Source organism: Acinetobacter proteolyticus (assembly GCF_000367945.1).
Taxonomy (GTDB): domain Bacteria; phylum Pseudomonadota; class Gammaproteobacteria; order Pseudomonadales; family Moraxellaceae; genus Acinetobacter; species Acinetobacter proteolyticus.
On the sequence record NZ_KB849179.1, the window covers coordinates 1579655 to 1594625 of the forward strand.

The following is a 14971-nucleotide window of genomic DNA, read 5'->3' on the forward strand; positions in this document are numbered from 1 at the left end:
GAGCCCAGGTTGGAGAGCCAATCTACTATTCTCCCATAGCTCAGTCGGTAGAGCGACGGACTGTTAATCCGCAGGTCCCTGGTTCGAGCCCAGGTGGGAGAGCCAAGATTCTAAAAAGCCCTGATCATTGATCGGGGCTTTTTTTATGGTCACTAAAAACCGTGCTCAATAAAAAAGACCTCTAAAATGTAGAGGTCTTTTTTTATGAAAGATAGCGTAAATTAGGCAGCAACTTTTGCAGGCACACCGCTATGGAAACGGAAGGTATCATCTGGGCTTAAAATCAGATTCTTTTCCACTTCACGAATACGCTCAATTCGCTGTTGAATATCTTCTTCAGGATCTTTGAGTTTCGCTGTTTTTGCGACATCCAATGCCAACGCCAAATAGTCCTCAAAATGGCGAGATTCCGACTTAAGCAAATAACGGTAGTACCGCCCCAGCTCATCATCAACGATTGGTGCCAACGCATAGAAACGCTCACAAGAGCGTGCTTCTACAAATGCACCAATAATCATGACATCAATCAGCGCCTCAGGCTCATAAGTGCGGATTTCTTTACGCAATTCACCTGCATAACGTCCCGCACTTAAGCCCTTCCATTCTTGTCCACGTTTGGTCATGAATTCTAAAACCTGCTCATAATGCAGCATTTCTTCACGTACCAATTGTGCCAGTTTCACTTGCAAGTCGGTAAAAAAGCTATAACGAAACATGAGATTCATGGCCGTTCCAGCAGCCTTCTTTTCACAATTGGCATGGTCTTGCATTAAAGTGTCTAGGTTATTAACCGCTTCATCCAACCATGCTTGAGGAGTACTACAACCCAAAAAATCAATGACAGGCTGCATCAACTCATCATACTTTATACTACTCATTCAATTATCTCGCAGCAGCCTGAATCGCTGCTTTCATATCTGTTACTGCTTGAGCCAAACCAACGAATACGCTATCGGCAATAATTGAATGACCAATATTGAGTTCATGAATTTGTGGAATCGCAGCAATCGCTGCAACGTTATCCAAATTCAACCCATGCCCAGCATTCACAACCAAACCTTTTGCCGCTGCATATTCAGCACCTTTGATAATACGAGCCAATTCAGCTTGTTGCTGCTCATCTGTCTCGGCATCAGCATAAGCACCCGTATGGATTTCAATGGTTGGTGCACCACATGCCACAGCTGCATCAATCTGTGCCAAATCAGCATCAATAAATAAAGACACATCACTGCCTATGGCTTTCAATGCTTCAGTTGCAGCTTTGACTTTTTCAAAGTGACCCACCACATCCAAACCACCTTCTGTGGTGACTTCCTGACGACGTTCAGGGACAAAACACACGTGTTGAGGTTGAATCTCTTTGGCAAATTCAACCATTTCATCCGTTACAGCCAACTCAAGATTCATACGTGTTTTCAATAATGGGCGCATACGACGCACATCATCATCTTGGATATGGCGGCGATCTTCACGCAAATGCAAAGTAATCCCCTCAGCACCCGCCTCTTCACAAACCAGAGCAGCCTGAACTGGATCAGGGTAAGTTGTACCACGCGCTTGTCTTAATGTCGCAACATGATCAATGTTTACACCTAAGATTGCAGCCATAAAAAATATCCTATTGTTTATCCTTCTTTTTGCATCATTAATACATCAAGAAGCTCAAGTTTGTGTATTTTGAATCCAAAGTTGACGACTTTTCAGCGGTCGATCACCCAGCAAAGAACTAATCATTTGACGGTATAGTTTACCCAATAATTGCAGTTGTTCGGGAGAAAAATCCTGTCCATCTTCATAACTTTGCATAGAGCCAATCAAATTACCCGCCAAGGTGGCACGCGATGCTTTTGCAACAGGTAAAAAACCATCATTCAGCTGAAAATGATAATGCTGTGAAGCTTGAACCTCTTGCTGATTTGCATCAACTGAAAAGTCAATTGCGTAGCCAAGCTCTTGCAGTAAAACATGTTCAAATTGACGCAGAATTTGTCTTAGAAATAATGCGGCTTGCTCATGTGAAGCGAGTTGTTGCAATTGTAATAATATCAATTGATATTGTTCAAAGGTTTGCGGCATGGCCTCTTCTAATGGACATAAACGCAACAAGATTTCATTTAAATAAAAACCAGCAAAAAAAGCATCCCCGTGAAAAAACACAGGTTGATTAAGGATTTCCAGTTTAGTGAAATTTTTAAGTTCCGATTTGCCTGTGGCTTGCAAGCGAATCGGCTGATATTGAGGCGGTGGCGTTTGTCTTAAAATTCCATCCACCCGACCGTATTCTTGTGTATATAAATGCACAATATGGCTTTTTTCACGATATTTACGATGATGAATCAAATAGCCATGCAGGACTTCATTACGCATCATAAAGCGATACTAGTCCTTCTTTTTCTCATCCTTTTCTTCATCATCGCCATCAGGAATAACTGCACCAACCACAGCAGCAGTCCCCTTAACAACACCTTTGGTGGTCTTATAAGCAACTTTAACAGGTACGGTCACAAGCTTATGAACACAGCCTTGCAACATGAAGATGCATGTTACGATTGCGAGTACACGGATTGTTATTTTCATACCTGTTTCCATTGTCTTAAAACCTGTTAAATATCGCTATAACCCAAGCTTTTTAATGCACGCTCATCATCAGACCAACCACCTTTGACTTTCACCCAAAGTGTCAGCATGATTTTCTGTTCAAACATTTTTTCCATGTCTGCACGTGCATCCATACCAATGCTTTTTAGCTTCGCACCTTTATCACCAATCACAATAGCTTTTTGACCTTGACGCTCTACGAAAATCGTTGCATCAATATACGTACAAGGTGGCTTTAATCGACCTGTTTTTTCATTTACGGTCGCTTCCTCAGTTTTAAATGATTCGATTTGTACAGTCAAATCATATGGAAGCTCTTCACCCAACTGACGCATGATTTTCTCGCGAATAATTTCACTCGCTAGGAAGCGTTCAGAACGATCGGTAATCTGATCTAATGAATACAATGGTGGTTGATATGGCAGATACTTCTCGATGGTATCTCGCAAATGATCGAGATTTGCACCACGTAATGCTGATACTGGAACAATTTCAGCAAAATTCATCAGCTTCGCGCGCTCTCGAATCAGAGGTAGAGCTTCATTTTTATTTTCAAAGGTATCTAGCTTATTAATCACTAGGATCACAGGCATATCTGCATTTTTAAGTTTTTCCAAAACCAATTCATCGTTTTGCGTCCACTTTTGTGCATCAACCACAAATAAAACCAAGTTCACATCACGCAAAGCAGAGTGTGCCGCACGGTTCATCATCTTATTGATGGCACGCACTTCTTTTTTATGCATCCCCGGCGTATCAACGAATACCGCTTGCGATTTCTCACGCGAATCAATCCCCACGATCTTGTGACGCGTGGTTTGTGGCTTACGTGAGGTAATCGATAATTTTTGACCCAAGATGTGGTTCATCAAAGTTGATTTGCCCACATTTGGACGACCAACGATTGCAACAAAACCGCTTTTGAAATCTGAAGGAATTGTGGTTCCTTGAGAACTAAAAAATTGATCAACGACATTATTGCCATTTTGCTGTTCAGTTGCTTCTGGCTTATTTTCTTCTGAATGAGACATCAGGTTATTGCTCCAATAATTTTAAAATCTCTGCCGCTGCCGTTTGTTCGGCAAAACGACGACTTGAGCCCTCGCCTTGAATTTTTGGCAATCCCTCGACCTCACATTCCACTTTGAAATGTTGGTTCGGGGCATCCCCTTGAATATCTACAACCTCGTAAACTGGGAGAGGTTTTTTACGTGCTTGTAAATACTCTTGCAAACGTGATTTCGGGTCTTTCAGTTGATCTGTCGGTTCGATATGATCAAGATATGGTTCATACCATTTTAGCACAATGCGTTCGAGCAAGTTGAGATCATTGCTGTCTAAATAAATAGCACCAATAATGGCTTCAACTGTATCCGCCAGAATAGACTCTCGGTGATGCCCGCCAGATTTTAACTCGCCTGTGCTTAAAATTAATGACCGACTCAGTTGCAAATCATTTGCAATTTTTCCCAACGCTTCCTGTCGAACCAAAGTCGCACGCATACGTGTTAAACGACCTTCATTTTCCAGTGGATAGGCATTGTACAAATAGTTTGCGACGATCATCCCTAATAATGAATCGCCTAGAAATTCTAGGCGTTCATAATTATGTTTATGGCTCACCGAGCGATGGGTCAAAGCCAGTTTTAACAAGTCAAACTGTTTAAACTGGTGACCTATGCGCCCTTGCAGCCGTGTATCATTGAGCTTGTTTTGCAGATTTTTGGTCAAAAGTCTTCTCAAAGGTCATAACTAAACTAATATTCAGCATGAAAGGCTTACGGATTTCATACTTCTTCATCACCACAAGATCATCTTTATAAGTCACTTGCGCGATATCTTTAAAATGTAAATCGCGAATCCCGTTCATATCAAAACGTTGATCCATCTGAGATGCAAACTTACTCGGTGTGATATTTGCAGGACTATCTTTCAACAAGCCTTCAATCTGAGTATTAATCAGTTTGTCATCCCAGTATGCTGGCCAGATCGCAATTGCCGCTTTCACAGCAACTGCAAACAAGACCACCCCAAATAAAATTGCAATATACGAAGTCCCTTGTTGAGATTTACGCATCTGTCTATTTCCTATCTATTTTTATTAGTCAATCTTACCATTTCGGTTAAAACTTGGAAGATTTAAACCAGGTTCTTTATGCATCCATACATAAAAAGCTCGACCAGTTAAATTTGCCTCAGGTACAAAGCCCCAAAAACGACTGTCTGCACTTTGATCACGGTTATCACCCATCGCAAAGTATTGGCCTTCTGGTACAGTGACTTCCCAATTTTGACCGTTGCTTTGGATAAACACATCATTTTCTTTGGCAACAAATGGGATCAATGCTTCAGCACCTCTCAATTGCGCAAATTGGAATTGCTCAACCAAAGGGTTACGCCCTTCCAAATAACGAATCAGATGCTGATGCTCACCCAAGGTTTCTTTGAAGTAGAGTGCTGTCGGGGTATCTTGCTGGTCTTTCTCACGTGAGTATTGTGTTGCTACCTTCGCAATCTGCTTCCCATTGATAATCAATTGACCATCTTTAAATTGGATATGATCACCAGGGACACCCACCACACGTTTAATATAGCTAATGGTTGGTTGTGGCGGATAACGGAATACGATCACTTCACCGCGCTTTGGCTCACCTACATCAATGATTTTAGAGTTTACGATCGGTAAACGCACACCATAATCAAACTTATTGACCAGAATAAAATCACCTGTTTCTAAGGTCGGAACCATAGAATCTGATGGAATATTAAATGGCTCATACAAGAAAGAACGGAGCACCAGTACAACGGCTAACACAGGCCAGAAGTCATATGCCCATGTAATGACAAAATTTTCCTGATTACGCCCACGTGTTGCACGCTGCTTCAATACCAACTTATCTAGTAACCACACCAAAAAGAAAATCAGTGTTGCTGGCACCAGAATCAAGTTAAAATCAAAATCCACAAACCCTCTCTTGCAGTTTCACTGCCCGTCATTCGACTGGGTAAAGTATTATACTTCCCCAGCCTCATCTTTTTTATCGATCAACTTTCAATACAGCCAAGAATGCTTCTTGTGGGATTTCGACACTTCCCACTTGCTTCATGCGCTTCTTACCTTCTTTCTGCTTCGCAAGAAGTTTCTTCTTACGTGAAACGTCACCACCATAACATTTTGCCAATACGTTCTTACGCATTGCTTTTACAGTAGAGCGCGCAATGATTTGTGCACCGATTGCGGCCTGAATCGCAACATCATACATTTGGCGAGGAATCAGATCTTTCATCTTCTCTACCAATGCAATACCTCGATGGCGCGCATCTTGACGGTGACAGATCATTGCCAAGGCATCAACCTTTTCGCTATTAATTAAAACATCAACCTTAACCAGAGCTGAACTCTCGAAACGAACGAAGTTATAATCCAGCGAAGCAAAGCCACGCGAGCATGATTTTAATTTATCGAAGAAATCCATGACCACTTCTGCCATTGGAATTTCAAAAGTAATTGACACTTGGTTACCCAAGAATTTCATATCTTTTTGAATACCACGACGCTCGATACATAGGGTCATGACATTACCCAAGTATTCTTGTGGCACAAGAATATGACATTCCGCAATCGGTTCACGTAGATCTTCAACTGTAGAGCCATCTGGCATTTTTGACGGGCTGTCGATATAAATAATGTCACCTTTTTTGGTGAGCGCTTCATAAATTACCGTCGGTGCAGAGCTGATCAGATCAAGATCGTATTCACGTTCTAAACGCTCTTGAACGATTTCCATGTGGAGCATGCCCAAGAAGCCACAACGGAAGCCAAAGCCCAATGCATCAGAACTTTCAGGTTCAAAGAATAAAGCCGAGTCATTGATCTGTAATTTTTGTAGTGCTTCACGGAACGGTTCAAAGTCACTCGAATCAATCGGGAACAGACCCGCATAGACCTGTGGCTTGACCTTTTTAAAACCTGGTAAAGTCGCAACCTCTGGTGTTGCTGCAAGTGTGATGGTATCACCGACTGGCGCACCAAAAATATCCTTAATCCCTGCAATCACAAAGCCTACTTCACCCGCTTCAAGCATGTCAGTTTCGGTATGCTTCGGATTAAATACACCTACTGAAGTGACTGGATGGGTTTGGCCGGTTGATTTCACCAGCATCTTGTCGCCCTTGCGGATACGACCTTGTTTAATACGAACAAGCGATACAACACCAAGATAGTTATCGAACCATGAGTCGATAATCAATGCTTGTAAAGGTGCATCACGGTCACCTTCAGGTGCAGGAATGACATCCACCAAACGCTCTAGAACACCTTCAACACCTAAACCAGTTTTTGCTGAACAAGTAGGTGCATCTGTCGCTTCAATCCCGATAATTTCTTCAATCTCGTGAATGACACGCTCAGGCTCAGCTTGAGGCAAATCAATTTTATTCAAGATTGGTAAAACTTCCAAGCCCTGCTCAATGGCGGTATAGCAGTTTGCAACAGACTGTGCTTCAACACCTTGCGCAGCATCAACCACCAACAATGCACCTTCACAGGCAGCCAGAGAACGTGATACTTCATAAGAGAAGTCAACGTGTCCCGGGGTATCAATGAAGTTCAATTGATATTCTTGACCATTTGGATGGGTATAGTACAAGGTTACCGATGCAGCTTTAATGGTAATCCCACGCTCACGCTCAAGCTCCATAGAGTCTAATACTTGAGCTTGCATCTCACGATCTTGTAAACCGCCACACATTTGAATGAAACGGTCCGCCAAAGTCGACTTACCATGGTCAATATGAGCAATAATCGAGAAATTGCGTATATTTTTGATATCTACGGATTTTTTAGCTTGCGCCATGGGTTACCTTAACAAAATAGAACGCCCTATACTTTCAAAAAGTAGTGAGCCAAATGGTTTAATAAAATTGCCCGCGATTATAACAGAAGGTCGGTATGAAGACGAAGGAAATTTATAGCTAGACGTTTTATACTGCATAGCATTAGGCCCAAATAGCTCAATATCAAAACAACGACAATCTGAACTGCAAAAAGGTTCGCCCCATTTCCACCACAGATGGAATTTGATGAAATCCTAATTTCTGTAACAGCCGTTGTGATTTGAGGTTTTGCTGCATGACTTGTGCATCTACATAGCGAATTTTCTGACCAAACAACAACTCTGTTCGAATCAGATTTAACATCGCTGTAATCGCCTCAAGCATATAACCATTTCCCCAATAATTCGGATGTAGGTCATAACCAATAATCGCACGATGATCACCCTCCTCCTCAAGAATACGATTAACACCGCAACCACCTATCATTTCACCTGTCTTTAAACGTATCGCATAACGAAAACCCGATGCTGAATGATAGCGATGATGCATTCGATGAATGAGCGCTTCCGCCTGTTCAATTTCAGAAAAAGCTTCTAAATCATAAAATTCGAGCACCTGAGCATTTGAAAACATATCGAGAACGAACGCAGTATCATCTAAATGCAGGCTATTTAAAATCAAACGCTCTGTTTCTAATGTCTTTAATGGTTGCATCACTACACGCTCATCTGGCCGAAACTTACATGTTATCTATTCAAAATAGGTCACATTAAAATCCATCGGATCTAAATCAGCAGCAATTGGCTGATAAGCTTGAGTAAAGCTTGGTGACATCCGTTTTGGACGACCTGTCTCAATTTCAATACACGCCCATTTAGTATTACCAACAAATAAAATGCTCTGATCTTTAGGGCGATAAAAGGCATACTGACGGAACGAGTAAAGTGCATTAATATCATCTAACCATGTCCGTAAAATGACTTCATCACCTTCCAGTGCTGCCTTACGATATTGCACATGATGTTCAACCGCGACCATGGCATGTTTCAGTTCTAAATATTGGGCTAGGCCTAAACCCAATGTCTCGATATGCGCTGAAGCAACATCCTGCATCCATTGAATGTACATGACGTTATTTACATGCCCAAGTACATCAATATGTTTAGGCTGAACCTGTATTTTTAAATCAAAAATCGTACTCATAATCTCTGGTATTTCATTCATCAAAGTTCCGCTAGTTACACTAGTCTAAACACAACAGCATTACAAAACAAAAACCACCCTATTTTAGAGTGGTTTTATTAAGCTTATACAATGTAAATCAAAACTTAAGGTAAGCGTAAGCCAAGAATTGCACGTTGTCCTTGACGAATAATCGTCACACGCGCAACGCTATTTTTTGGTAAGGCTGAAACCGTTTTTGCAAACTGTTGGCTATTGGTAATCGCGGTACCATTCACCTGTACAATCACATCACCCGCAACCAGATTAGATAAAGACGCCGTACCGCCACGCTTCACATCTTGAATCAAGATACCACCACGCACATCTAAACGCGCTTGTTCAGCGGCGGTTAGATCTCGAATACTCATCCCTAAACCGCTGGTTGGGTTATTTTTTTCAGCATCGGCAGCCGTGTCATCTGGTGCAGTGCCCAATGTCGCAGAAATCGTGCGTGTTTTATCATCACGTAGAATTTCTAACTGAACTGTTTGGTTCGGTGCAATGCGATTCAATGAATAAAGTAAATCACTGGTCCGTGAAATTGGCGCTCCATTGGCTTTCAAAATCACATCACCCGATTTTAGACCTGCTTTCTCAGCTGGTGATTTCGGCGCAACTTGAGTAATCAACGAACCTTCTGGTTTCGGCAACTTATAAGCTTCTGCCAAGTTACGATCAATATCCTGCATCATAATACCAAGATAAGAACGTGTTACTTTACCTGTCGTTTTCAATTGTTGTACGACATCCATCGCCACATCAATTGGAATCGAGAATGACAAACCCATATAACCACCGGTACCACTGAAGATACGCGAGTTCACACCCACCACTTCACCACGCTGGTTAAACAATGGACCACCCGAGTTACCTGGGTTTAAAGCCGCATCAGTTTGAATAAATGGAACCGAGGTTTCCCCACTCATATTTCTTGATTTTGCACTGACAATCCCAGCCGAAGCGGAATAATCAAAACCAAATGGTGAACCAATCGCGAGTACAGGCTCACCTACTCGGAGTTGGTCTACATTACCAATTCTTAATTCTGGAAAATTATTACCATTCACTTTAAGTAATGCAATATCTGTACGCTCATCACTTCCTACAAGTGTCGCATCAAGTTCACGACGATCATTTAAGGTAATACTGATGCGTGAAGCATCTGCAATTACATGACGGTTCGTGAGTAAGTAGCCATCTTTCCCGATAAAGAAAGCACTCCCATAAGCCGTTTTTTCTTGAGGACCCTGTTGTTGCGGTATAATCACTTGATTACCAAAAAAACGGCGTAAAATTTCAGGGACTTGTTGTTGTAATAACTCTTCCTGAGTCATTTTCTTTACAACATTGACACTCACAACAGCAGGACTGACCTGCTCAACGAGATTTGAAAAATCTACTGGCGATGCAGCATTGATTTGAGATGCTGCTATCGTAAATACCGCAGCATACATTCCTTGTTGTAAATAGCGACTTTTCATGAAGCAAGAACCTACATACTGATGATTAAAATAAGATTTAGGTCTATGTTTTTAGCATAACCCGACCATTCTTTTCGTAAAAATATGTTTATATTTTCAATGCATACAACGATCTAGAATGATGAAATATGAATAAATTATGGAGAAATACTCCACGATTCACCGTATAAGAATGGTTTTATCTTGGGGAGCTTAAGTGTAGATTAAAACAATGTACTGAATCGTAATCGTTTTCTCATTCATACATTTTGGGCAAAAAATAATTGGAGAATAAATCGCATTCGCTAAAAATTCACTCAATTCTAGGCAGATTAGCCCTTGCCTTTTTGATAAAAAAGCGGTGTCATTAGCGAACGTTTAAAACTGAAGCAGATTGACATGCCTGATTTAAAAACAATTCACCATTTTGATGTGATTATTGTGGGCAGTGGCGGTGCAGGTTTAAGCCTTGCACTCTCTTTACCAAGTCATTACAACATTGCAATTTTAGCCAAAGCAGCATTGACGGAGGCCAGTACCTTTTATGCACAAGGCGGTGTTGCTGCAGTCTTAGACGAAACTGACTCTATTCAACAACACATTAATGACACTATGATTGCAGGCGGTCATCTTTGTGAGTTAGATGCGGTCAAACATACCGTCGAAGGTGGCAAACCTTCGGTTGACTTCCTGCTCAAGCAAGGCGTGCAATTTACGCTAGATGATGACGAGCAACTCCATCTCACTCGTGAAGGCGGACACTCACAACGTCGTATCATTCACTCTGCCGATGCAACAGGTAAAGCCATTTCAACCACCTTGGTTGAACGTGCCAAAGAACGAAAAAATATTACGATTTTTGAAAATTATATTGCGATTGATCTAATTACCTTACACAAGCTTGGACATCAAAACCAAGCCAATCGCGCAATCGGTCTATACGCTTTAGATGAAGCTACCGAGCAGGTACATACCTTTTTAGCTCCTTTCACTGCACTGGCTTGTGGCGGTGCGATGAAAGCTTATCTCTACACATCAAACCCTGACATTGCCACAGGTGATGGCATTGCCATGGCCTATCGTGCAGGTTGCCGTGTCGCTAATATGGAATTTAACCAATTCCATCCGACCTGTTTATATCACCCGAAAGCACGCTCGTTCTTGATCACCGAAGCCATGCGCGGTGAAGGTGCTTATTTGCGCCTACCAGATGGCGAGCGTTTCATGCTGCGTTTTGATGAACGTGCTGAACTGGCACCACGTGATATTGTGGCGCGTACCATTGACCATGAAATCAAACGCTTAGGTATTCGTCATGTCTGGTTAGACATCACCCATAAATCACCCGAATTTATTACCGAACACTTCCCGACACTGTATGCACGTTTACTTGAACTCGGCATTGATATCACCAAAGATATGATTCCTGTTGTTCCTGCAGCACATTACACCTGTGGTGGTGTAGTGGTGGATGAACATAGTCAAACGGATTTAGATGGCTTATATGCGATTGGTGAGACCTCTTATACAGGTCTACACGGCGCTAACCGTATGGCGAGTAACTCATTACTTGAATGTTTCGTTTATGGCATGAGTGCAGCAGAAGATATCGAACAGAAATTTGATGCAGATTTTAAACTGCCCGAAGTTCCTTCTTGGGATGAAACACAAGTGACAGATGCAGATGAAGACGTGGTGATTCTGCAAAACTGGGATGAACTTCGTTCTACCATGTGGAACTATGTCGGTATTGTACGTACCACTAAGCGTTTGCAACGTGCTCTACATCGTATTGAAATGTTGAAACGTGAAATCACTGAGTATTATCAGGATTATCGTGTTAGTAAGAATCTGATTGAATTGCGTAACCTAGTTCTAGTTTCAGAAATGATTGTACGCTGTGCAATGGAACGTAAAGAATCACGTGGTTTGCATTACACACTGGATTATCCAGAACTCTCAAATGAGATTCGCAAGACAGTTTTAACTCCACCAAATTTTAAAGTGGAACAGCCATTGGTGAATGAGTGACTCTTTTAAGTTTTTGAGCTTTTCAAGACGACTTAAAGTTATTATTAGCTATCGCGGTAGGCGACATGGATGTCGCCCGTTGAGCTGCGGTATCAAGGATGCACCGTCAGCTCAACAAAGGATTTTTGTTACTTTTCATCCCTGAAAAGTAAGGCATAAGAAATAAAACCAAAGCATCACACAAATTTTTTCAACAATAAATATTGAGAATACAGCTGTTTTTATTTCAAATACTGCAGCGCCTCTTCAAACACAACATCCGCATTCTGTGTTGCATCTAAACGCTTGATTCGTTCAGGCTCTGCTTGCCACAAGGTCTCATAACCTGCACGCACCTTAGCAAAGAAACTTAATTTCTCTTGCTCAAAACGGTCCAATGCACCACGCTCTCGCGCACGGGTCATGCCCAACTCAATCGATGCATCCAACCAAAAAGTAATATTCGGCATTTTCGCCACAAAGGTTTGATTTAACAGTTGTAACTTTTCCTGACTCAAACCACGTCCAGAACATTGATAAGCAAAGCTGGCATCAGTAAAACGATCACTCAGCACAATTTTACCTGCCTCTAATGCGGGTAAAATCACTTGCTGTAAATGCTGTGCACGTGCTGCATAAATCAATAACAGCTCGGTATCATGACTCATTTGCTCTTCATGATTTACTGCCAATAATAAGGAGCGAATCTGCTCGGCCAGTGGTGTTCCGCCCGGTTCACGGGTCAACACCACTTCTTTACCTTGCTGTTCAAAGTACTGATGAATTTTACGAATCAGCGTGGTTTTGCCCACACCTTCCGTCCCTTCAAAACTAATAAACATTATTCGCCCTGCTTTTTCTTTGAACGTAGTACAGTTAAATATTCTTGCACTGCACGATTATGGTCTTCTAAAGACGCGGTAAATTTATGCCCACCATTGCCCGTAGCAACGAAGTAAATATTTTTGGCATCATCAGGATGCATCGCTGCCTCAATCGCTTTTTTACTTGGTAAAGCAATTGGTGTTGGCGGTAAACCATTGATGGTATAGGTGTTATATGCCGTTGGCGTGCGCAAATCATTACGGGTGATATTGCCCTTATAATTCTCGCCCATGCCGTAAATCACGGTTGGATCAGTCTGTAAGCGCATCCCCATTTTCAAACGACGGACAAATACACCTGAAACCTGTTCTAGTTCACTGTCCAAACTGGTTTCTTTTTCGATAATCGAAGCCATGATCAATGCTTCATATTTATCTTTATAAGGTAGGTTCGGTGCTTTCTTGGCCCAAGCCTCATCCAACGATTTCATTTGACGGCGATATAAATCGGTTAAGATTTTCTTATCCGTCTCACCTTTGGCAAAGAAATAAGTATCAGGCGCAAATAGACCTTCTGGATGCGTATATGAAATATTTAATTGCTTTAATAATTCACTGTGCGGAAGATCAAGTAAGGTATTGGTGACATTCGGATCTTTTCTTAAACTCTGAATCAATTGTGAAAAAGTCGTCCCTTCAATCACTAAAATACGATTCATCTGTGCATTATCTGCATCAGATAACATATCCATCACCTGACGAATACTCATACCTTGAGTAATTTCATAGACACCCGCTTTCATGGTGTCATGAATCATAAACTTCTGATACAGCTTTAAAACTATTGGAAAATTCACTTTATTTTCTTTGGCTAAACGATCAATAAAGCGTGAATAGGTATCACCAGAAGAAATCACTAAAAGCTGTTTTTTACTGTCTACAGGGTAATTTTTAAATAAACTCGACCATACAATGCCAAAGATCACCAAAACAAAAATAACAATGGCGATCAAAAAGGCTTTAAAAAAAGAAAATCTGGATTTCGGTTTCGCTTTGGGCTTTTTCTTACTTTTGCTGGAATTAGGCGGCTTTGGCATATTAATCAATCTGGCTAAGTTTTAAAGTTTCAAATAAATCAAGATAGGGTTGCTGCGCTAAGGCCCGATCATTAAATCGAACAACCGCTTTCATTGGATGTAACGCATTGCAAAAAAATAAACTCTGGATGCGCCCAATCTCATTGATATCGATACACCGCTGCTCACATTCAATCTGATATTGCTGCATTCTCGACAAGATTTTGGCTCTCATCACACCGTGGACGCCATTATAACGAAGTTCGGGCGTAATCCACCGATCATTTATACGAATAAAACAATTACTGCTCACGCCTTCAACAATATAGCCTTGTACATCACTGACGAGTGCTTCCAACCAACCGCGCTGATCAGCCTCTTGTTTCAGTAAGACCTGTTCTAATCTGTTCAGCGTTTTTAACCCCACTAAATGAGGCATATTCAAACCCAACGCATGATTTAACATGCCACTTTCAATCCATTCAGGCTGAAAAGCCTGTGTCACTCTTGGGTAATACCACACGTATACATCAGCCGCATGCAAAGGCAGACTATAACCACGATCGCCTACACCTCTGCTAATGACCACTTTTAAAGTGCCATTAAGGCTAGAATATTGCTGTTGTAAATGCACAAGCGACTTTTCAATAAAGGATAGATCTGCATCCAGTTGCAAGGACTGGCAAGCCAGTTTTAAACGTGCAAAGTGCAGTTCTTTTAATTCAAGAATTCCGTGAAAAATACGTGCTGTGGTAAAGCAGCCGTCACCATAATGAAAAGCTCGATCTAATAAAGGGATGGAATCAACGAATTGCCCATTTTTATAACACTGCATAATCCAGATACCTTTGCACTTTATAAGCCAGCACCACCAAAACCAATAAGCCATTGATTTTAAATAAGTATAACAATTAAAGCCTAAAATTAAAAATTGCTTATA

General features: G+C 41.4%; 16 protein-coding genes and 1 tRNA gene. 2 read left to right on the forward strand and 15 right to left on the reverse strand.

All coding sequences use genetic code 11. The annotated features are described in order from the left end of the window. Positions 1 to 29 precede the first annotated feature (29 nt). Positions 30 to 105: transfer RNA gene (locus tag F993_RS09395), tRNA-Asn, on the forward strand. A 116-nt stretch (positions 106 to 221) separates the two neighbouring features. Here F993_RS09395 and miaE read toward each other — a convergent pair. The 12 genes from miaE to F993_RS09335 form a co-directional block, all read right to left on the reverse strand. Beyond that, on the reverse strand, positions 222 to 878 hold the full coding sequence (gene miaE, locus F993_RS09390) for a MiaE family protein (RefSeq protein ID WP_004654509.1): 657 nt from the start codon (positions 876 to 878) through the stop codon (positions 222 to 224). Between the two features lie 4 nt (positions 879 to 882). Beyond that, positions 883 to 1611, reverse strand: a complete 729-nt coding sequence (pdxJ, locus tag F993_RS09385) for a pyridoxine 5'-phosphate synthase (protein ID WP_004654510.1) — start codon at positions 1609 to 1611, stop codon at positions 883 to 885. A gap of 54 nt (positions 1612 to 1665) precedes the next feature. Next, positions 1666 to 2373, reverse strand: a complete 708-nt coding sequence (gene recO, locus F993_RS09380) for a DNA repair protein RecO (protein ID WP_004654512.1) — start codon at positions 2371 to 2373, stop codon at positions 1666 to 1668. A 9-nt stretch (positions 2374 to 2382) separates the two neighbouring features. Continuing rightward, positions 2383 to 2580 carry an NF038104 family lipoprotein gene (locus F993_RS09375; protein WP_032812483.1) on the reverse strand — a complete coding sequence of 66 codons (198 nt, stop codon included), beginning with the start codon at positions 2578 to 2580 and terminating at the stop codon, positions 2383 to 2385. Between the two features lie 26 nt (positions 2581 to 2606). Beyond that, positions 2607 to 3632 (reverse strand): GTPase Era, encoded by a 1026-nt coding sequence (gene era / locus F993_RS09370; RefSeq protein WP_004654515.1) that lies wholly within the window; start codon positions 3630 to 3632, stop codon positions 2607 to 2609. A 4-nt stretch (positions 3633 to 3636) separates the two neighbouring features. Beyond that, on the reverse strand, positions 3637 to 4332 hold the full coding sequence (rnc, locus tag F993_RS09365; RefSeq protein WP_004654517.1) for a ribonuclease III: 696 nt from the start codon (positions 4330 to 4332) through the stop codon (positions 3637 to 3639). Then, on the reverse strand, positions 4301 to 4678 hold the full coding sequence (locus tag F993_RS09360) for a DUF4845 domain-containing protein (RefSeq protein ID WP_004654518.1): 378 nt from the start codon (positions 4676 to 4678) through the stop codon (positions 4301 to 4303). The genes rnc and F993_RS09360 overlap by 32 nt, the downstream gene beginning before the upstream one ends. A 24-nt stretch (positions 4679 to 4702) precedes the next feature. Then, positions 4703 to 5566: a signal peptidase I gene (lepB, locus tag F993_RS09355; protein ID WP_004654521.1), complete on the reverse strand. Its 864-nt coding sequence runs from the start codon at positions 5564 to 5566 to the stop codon at positions 4703 to 4705. Positions 5567 to 5639: 73 nt separating this feature from the next. Continuing rightward, a complete protein-coding gene (lepA, locus tag F993_RS09350; RefSeq protein WP_004654523.1) occupies positions 5640 to 7457 on the reverse strand; it encodes a translation elongation factor 4 in 1818 nt (605 codons plus the stop codon). A gap of 163 nt (positions 7458 to 7620) precedes the next feature. Then, positions 7621 to 8151 carry a GNAT family N-acetyltransferase gene (locus F993_RS09345; protein ID WP_004654525.1) on the reverse strand — a complete coding sequence of 177 codons (531 nt, stop codon included), beginning with the start codon at positions 8149 to 8151 and terminating at the stop codon, positions 7621 to 7623. A 36-nt stretch (positions 8152 to 8187) separates the two neighbouring features. Further along, the gene (locus tag F993_RS09340) at positions 8188 to 8640 is read right to left on the reverse strand and encodes an acyl-CoA thioesterase (protein ID WP_032812485.1); all 453 of its coding nucleotides are present in this window, start codon (positions 8638 to 8640) and stop codon (positions 8188 to 8190) included. 125 nt (positions 8641 to 8765) lie between these two features. Continuing rightward, positions 8766 to 10142 (reverse strand): Do family serine endopeptidase, encoded by a 1377-nt coding sequence (locus F993_RS09335; RefSeq protein WP_004654529.1) that lies wholly within the window; start codon positions 10140 to 10142, stop codon positions 8766 to 8768. A 372-nt stretch (positions 10143 to 10514) separates the two neighbouring features. Here F993_RS09335 and nadB point away from each other — a divergent pair, with 372 nt between their 5' ends. Next, on the forward strand, positions 10515 to 12152 hold the full coding sequence (nadB, locus tag F993_RS09330; protein ID WP_171066046.1) for an L-aspartate oxidase: 1638 nt from the start codon (positions 10515 to 10517) through the stop codon (positions 12150 to 12152). A gap of 221 nt (positions 12153 to 12373) precedes the next feature. Here nadB and tmk read toward each other — a convergent pair whose 3' ends face one another. The 3 genes from tmk to pabC are packed head-to-tail and all read right to left on the reverse strand — an operon-like array spanning position 12374 to position 14866. After that, positions 12374 to 12973: a dTMP kinase gene (gene tmk, locus F993_RS09325; protein WP_004654533.1), complete on the reverse strand. Its 600-nt coding sequence runs from the start codon at positions 12971 to 12973 to the stop codon at positions 12374 to 12376. After that, positions 12973 to 14052 (reverse strand): endolytic transglycosylase MltG, encoded by a 1080-nt coding sequence (mltG, locus tag F993_RS09320; RefSeq protein WP_004654534.1) that lies wholly within the window; start codon positions 14050 to 14052, stop codon positions 12973 to 12975. Before mltG ends, tmk begins: the two co-directional genes overlap by 1 nt. 1 nt (position 14053) lies before the next feature. Then, on the reverse strand, positions 14054 to 14866 hold the full coding sequence (gene pabC / locus F993_RS09315; RefSeq protein ID WP_004654536.1) for an aminodeoxychorismate lyase: 813 nt from the start codon (positions 14864 to 14866) through the stop codon (positions 14054 to 14056). Positions 14867 to 14971: the final 105 nt, after the last annotated feature.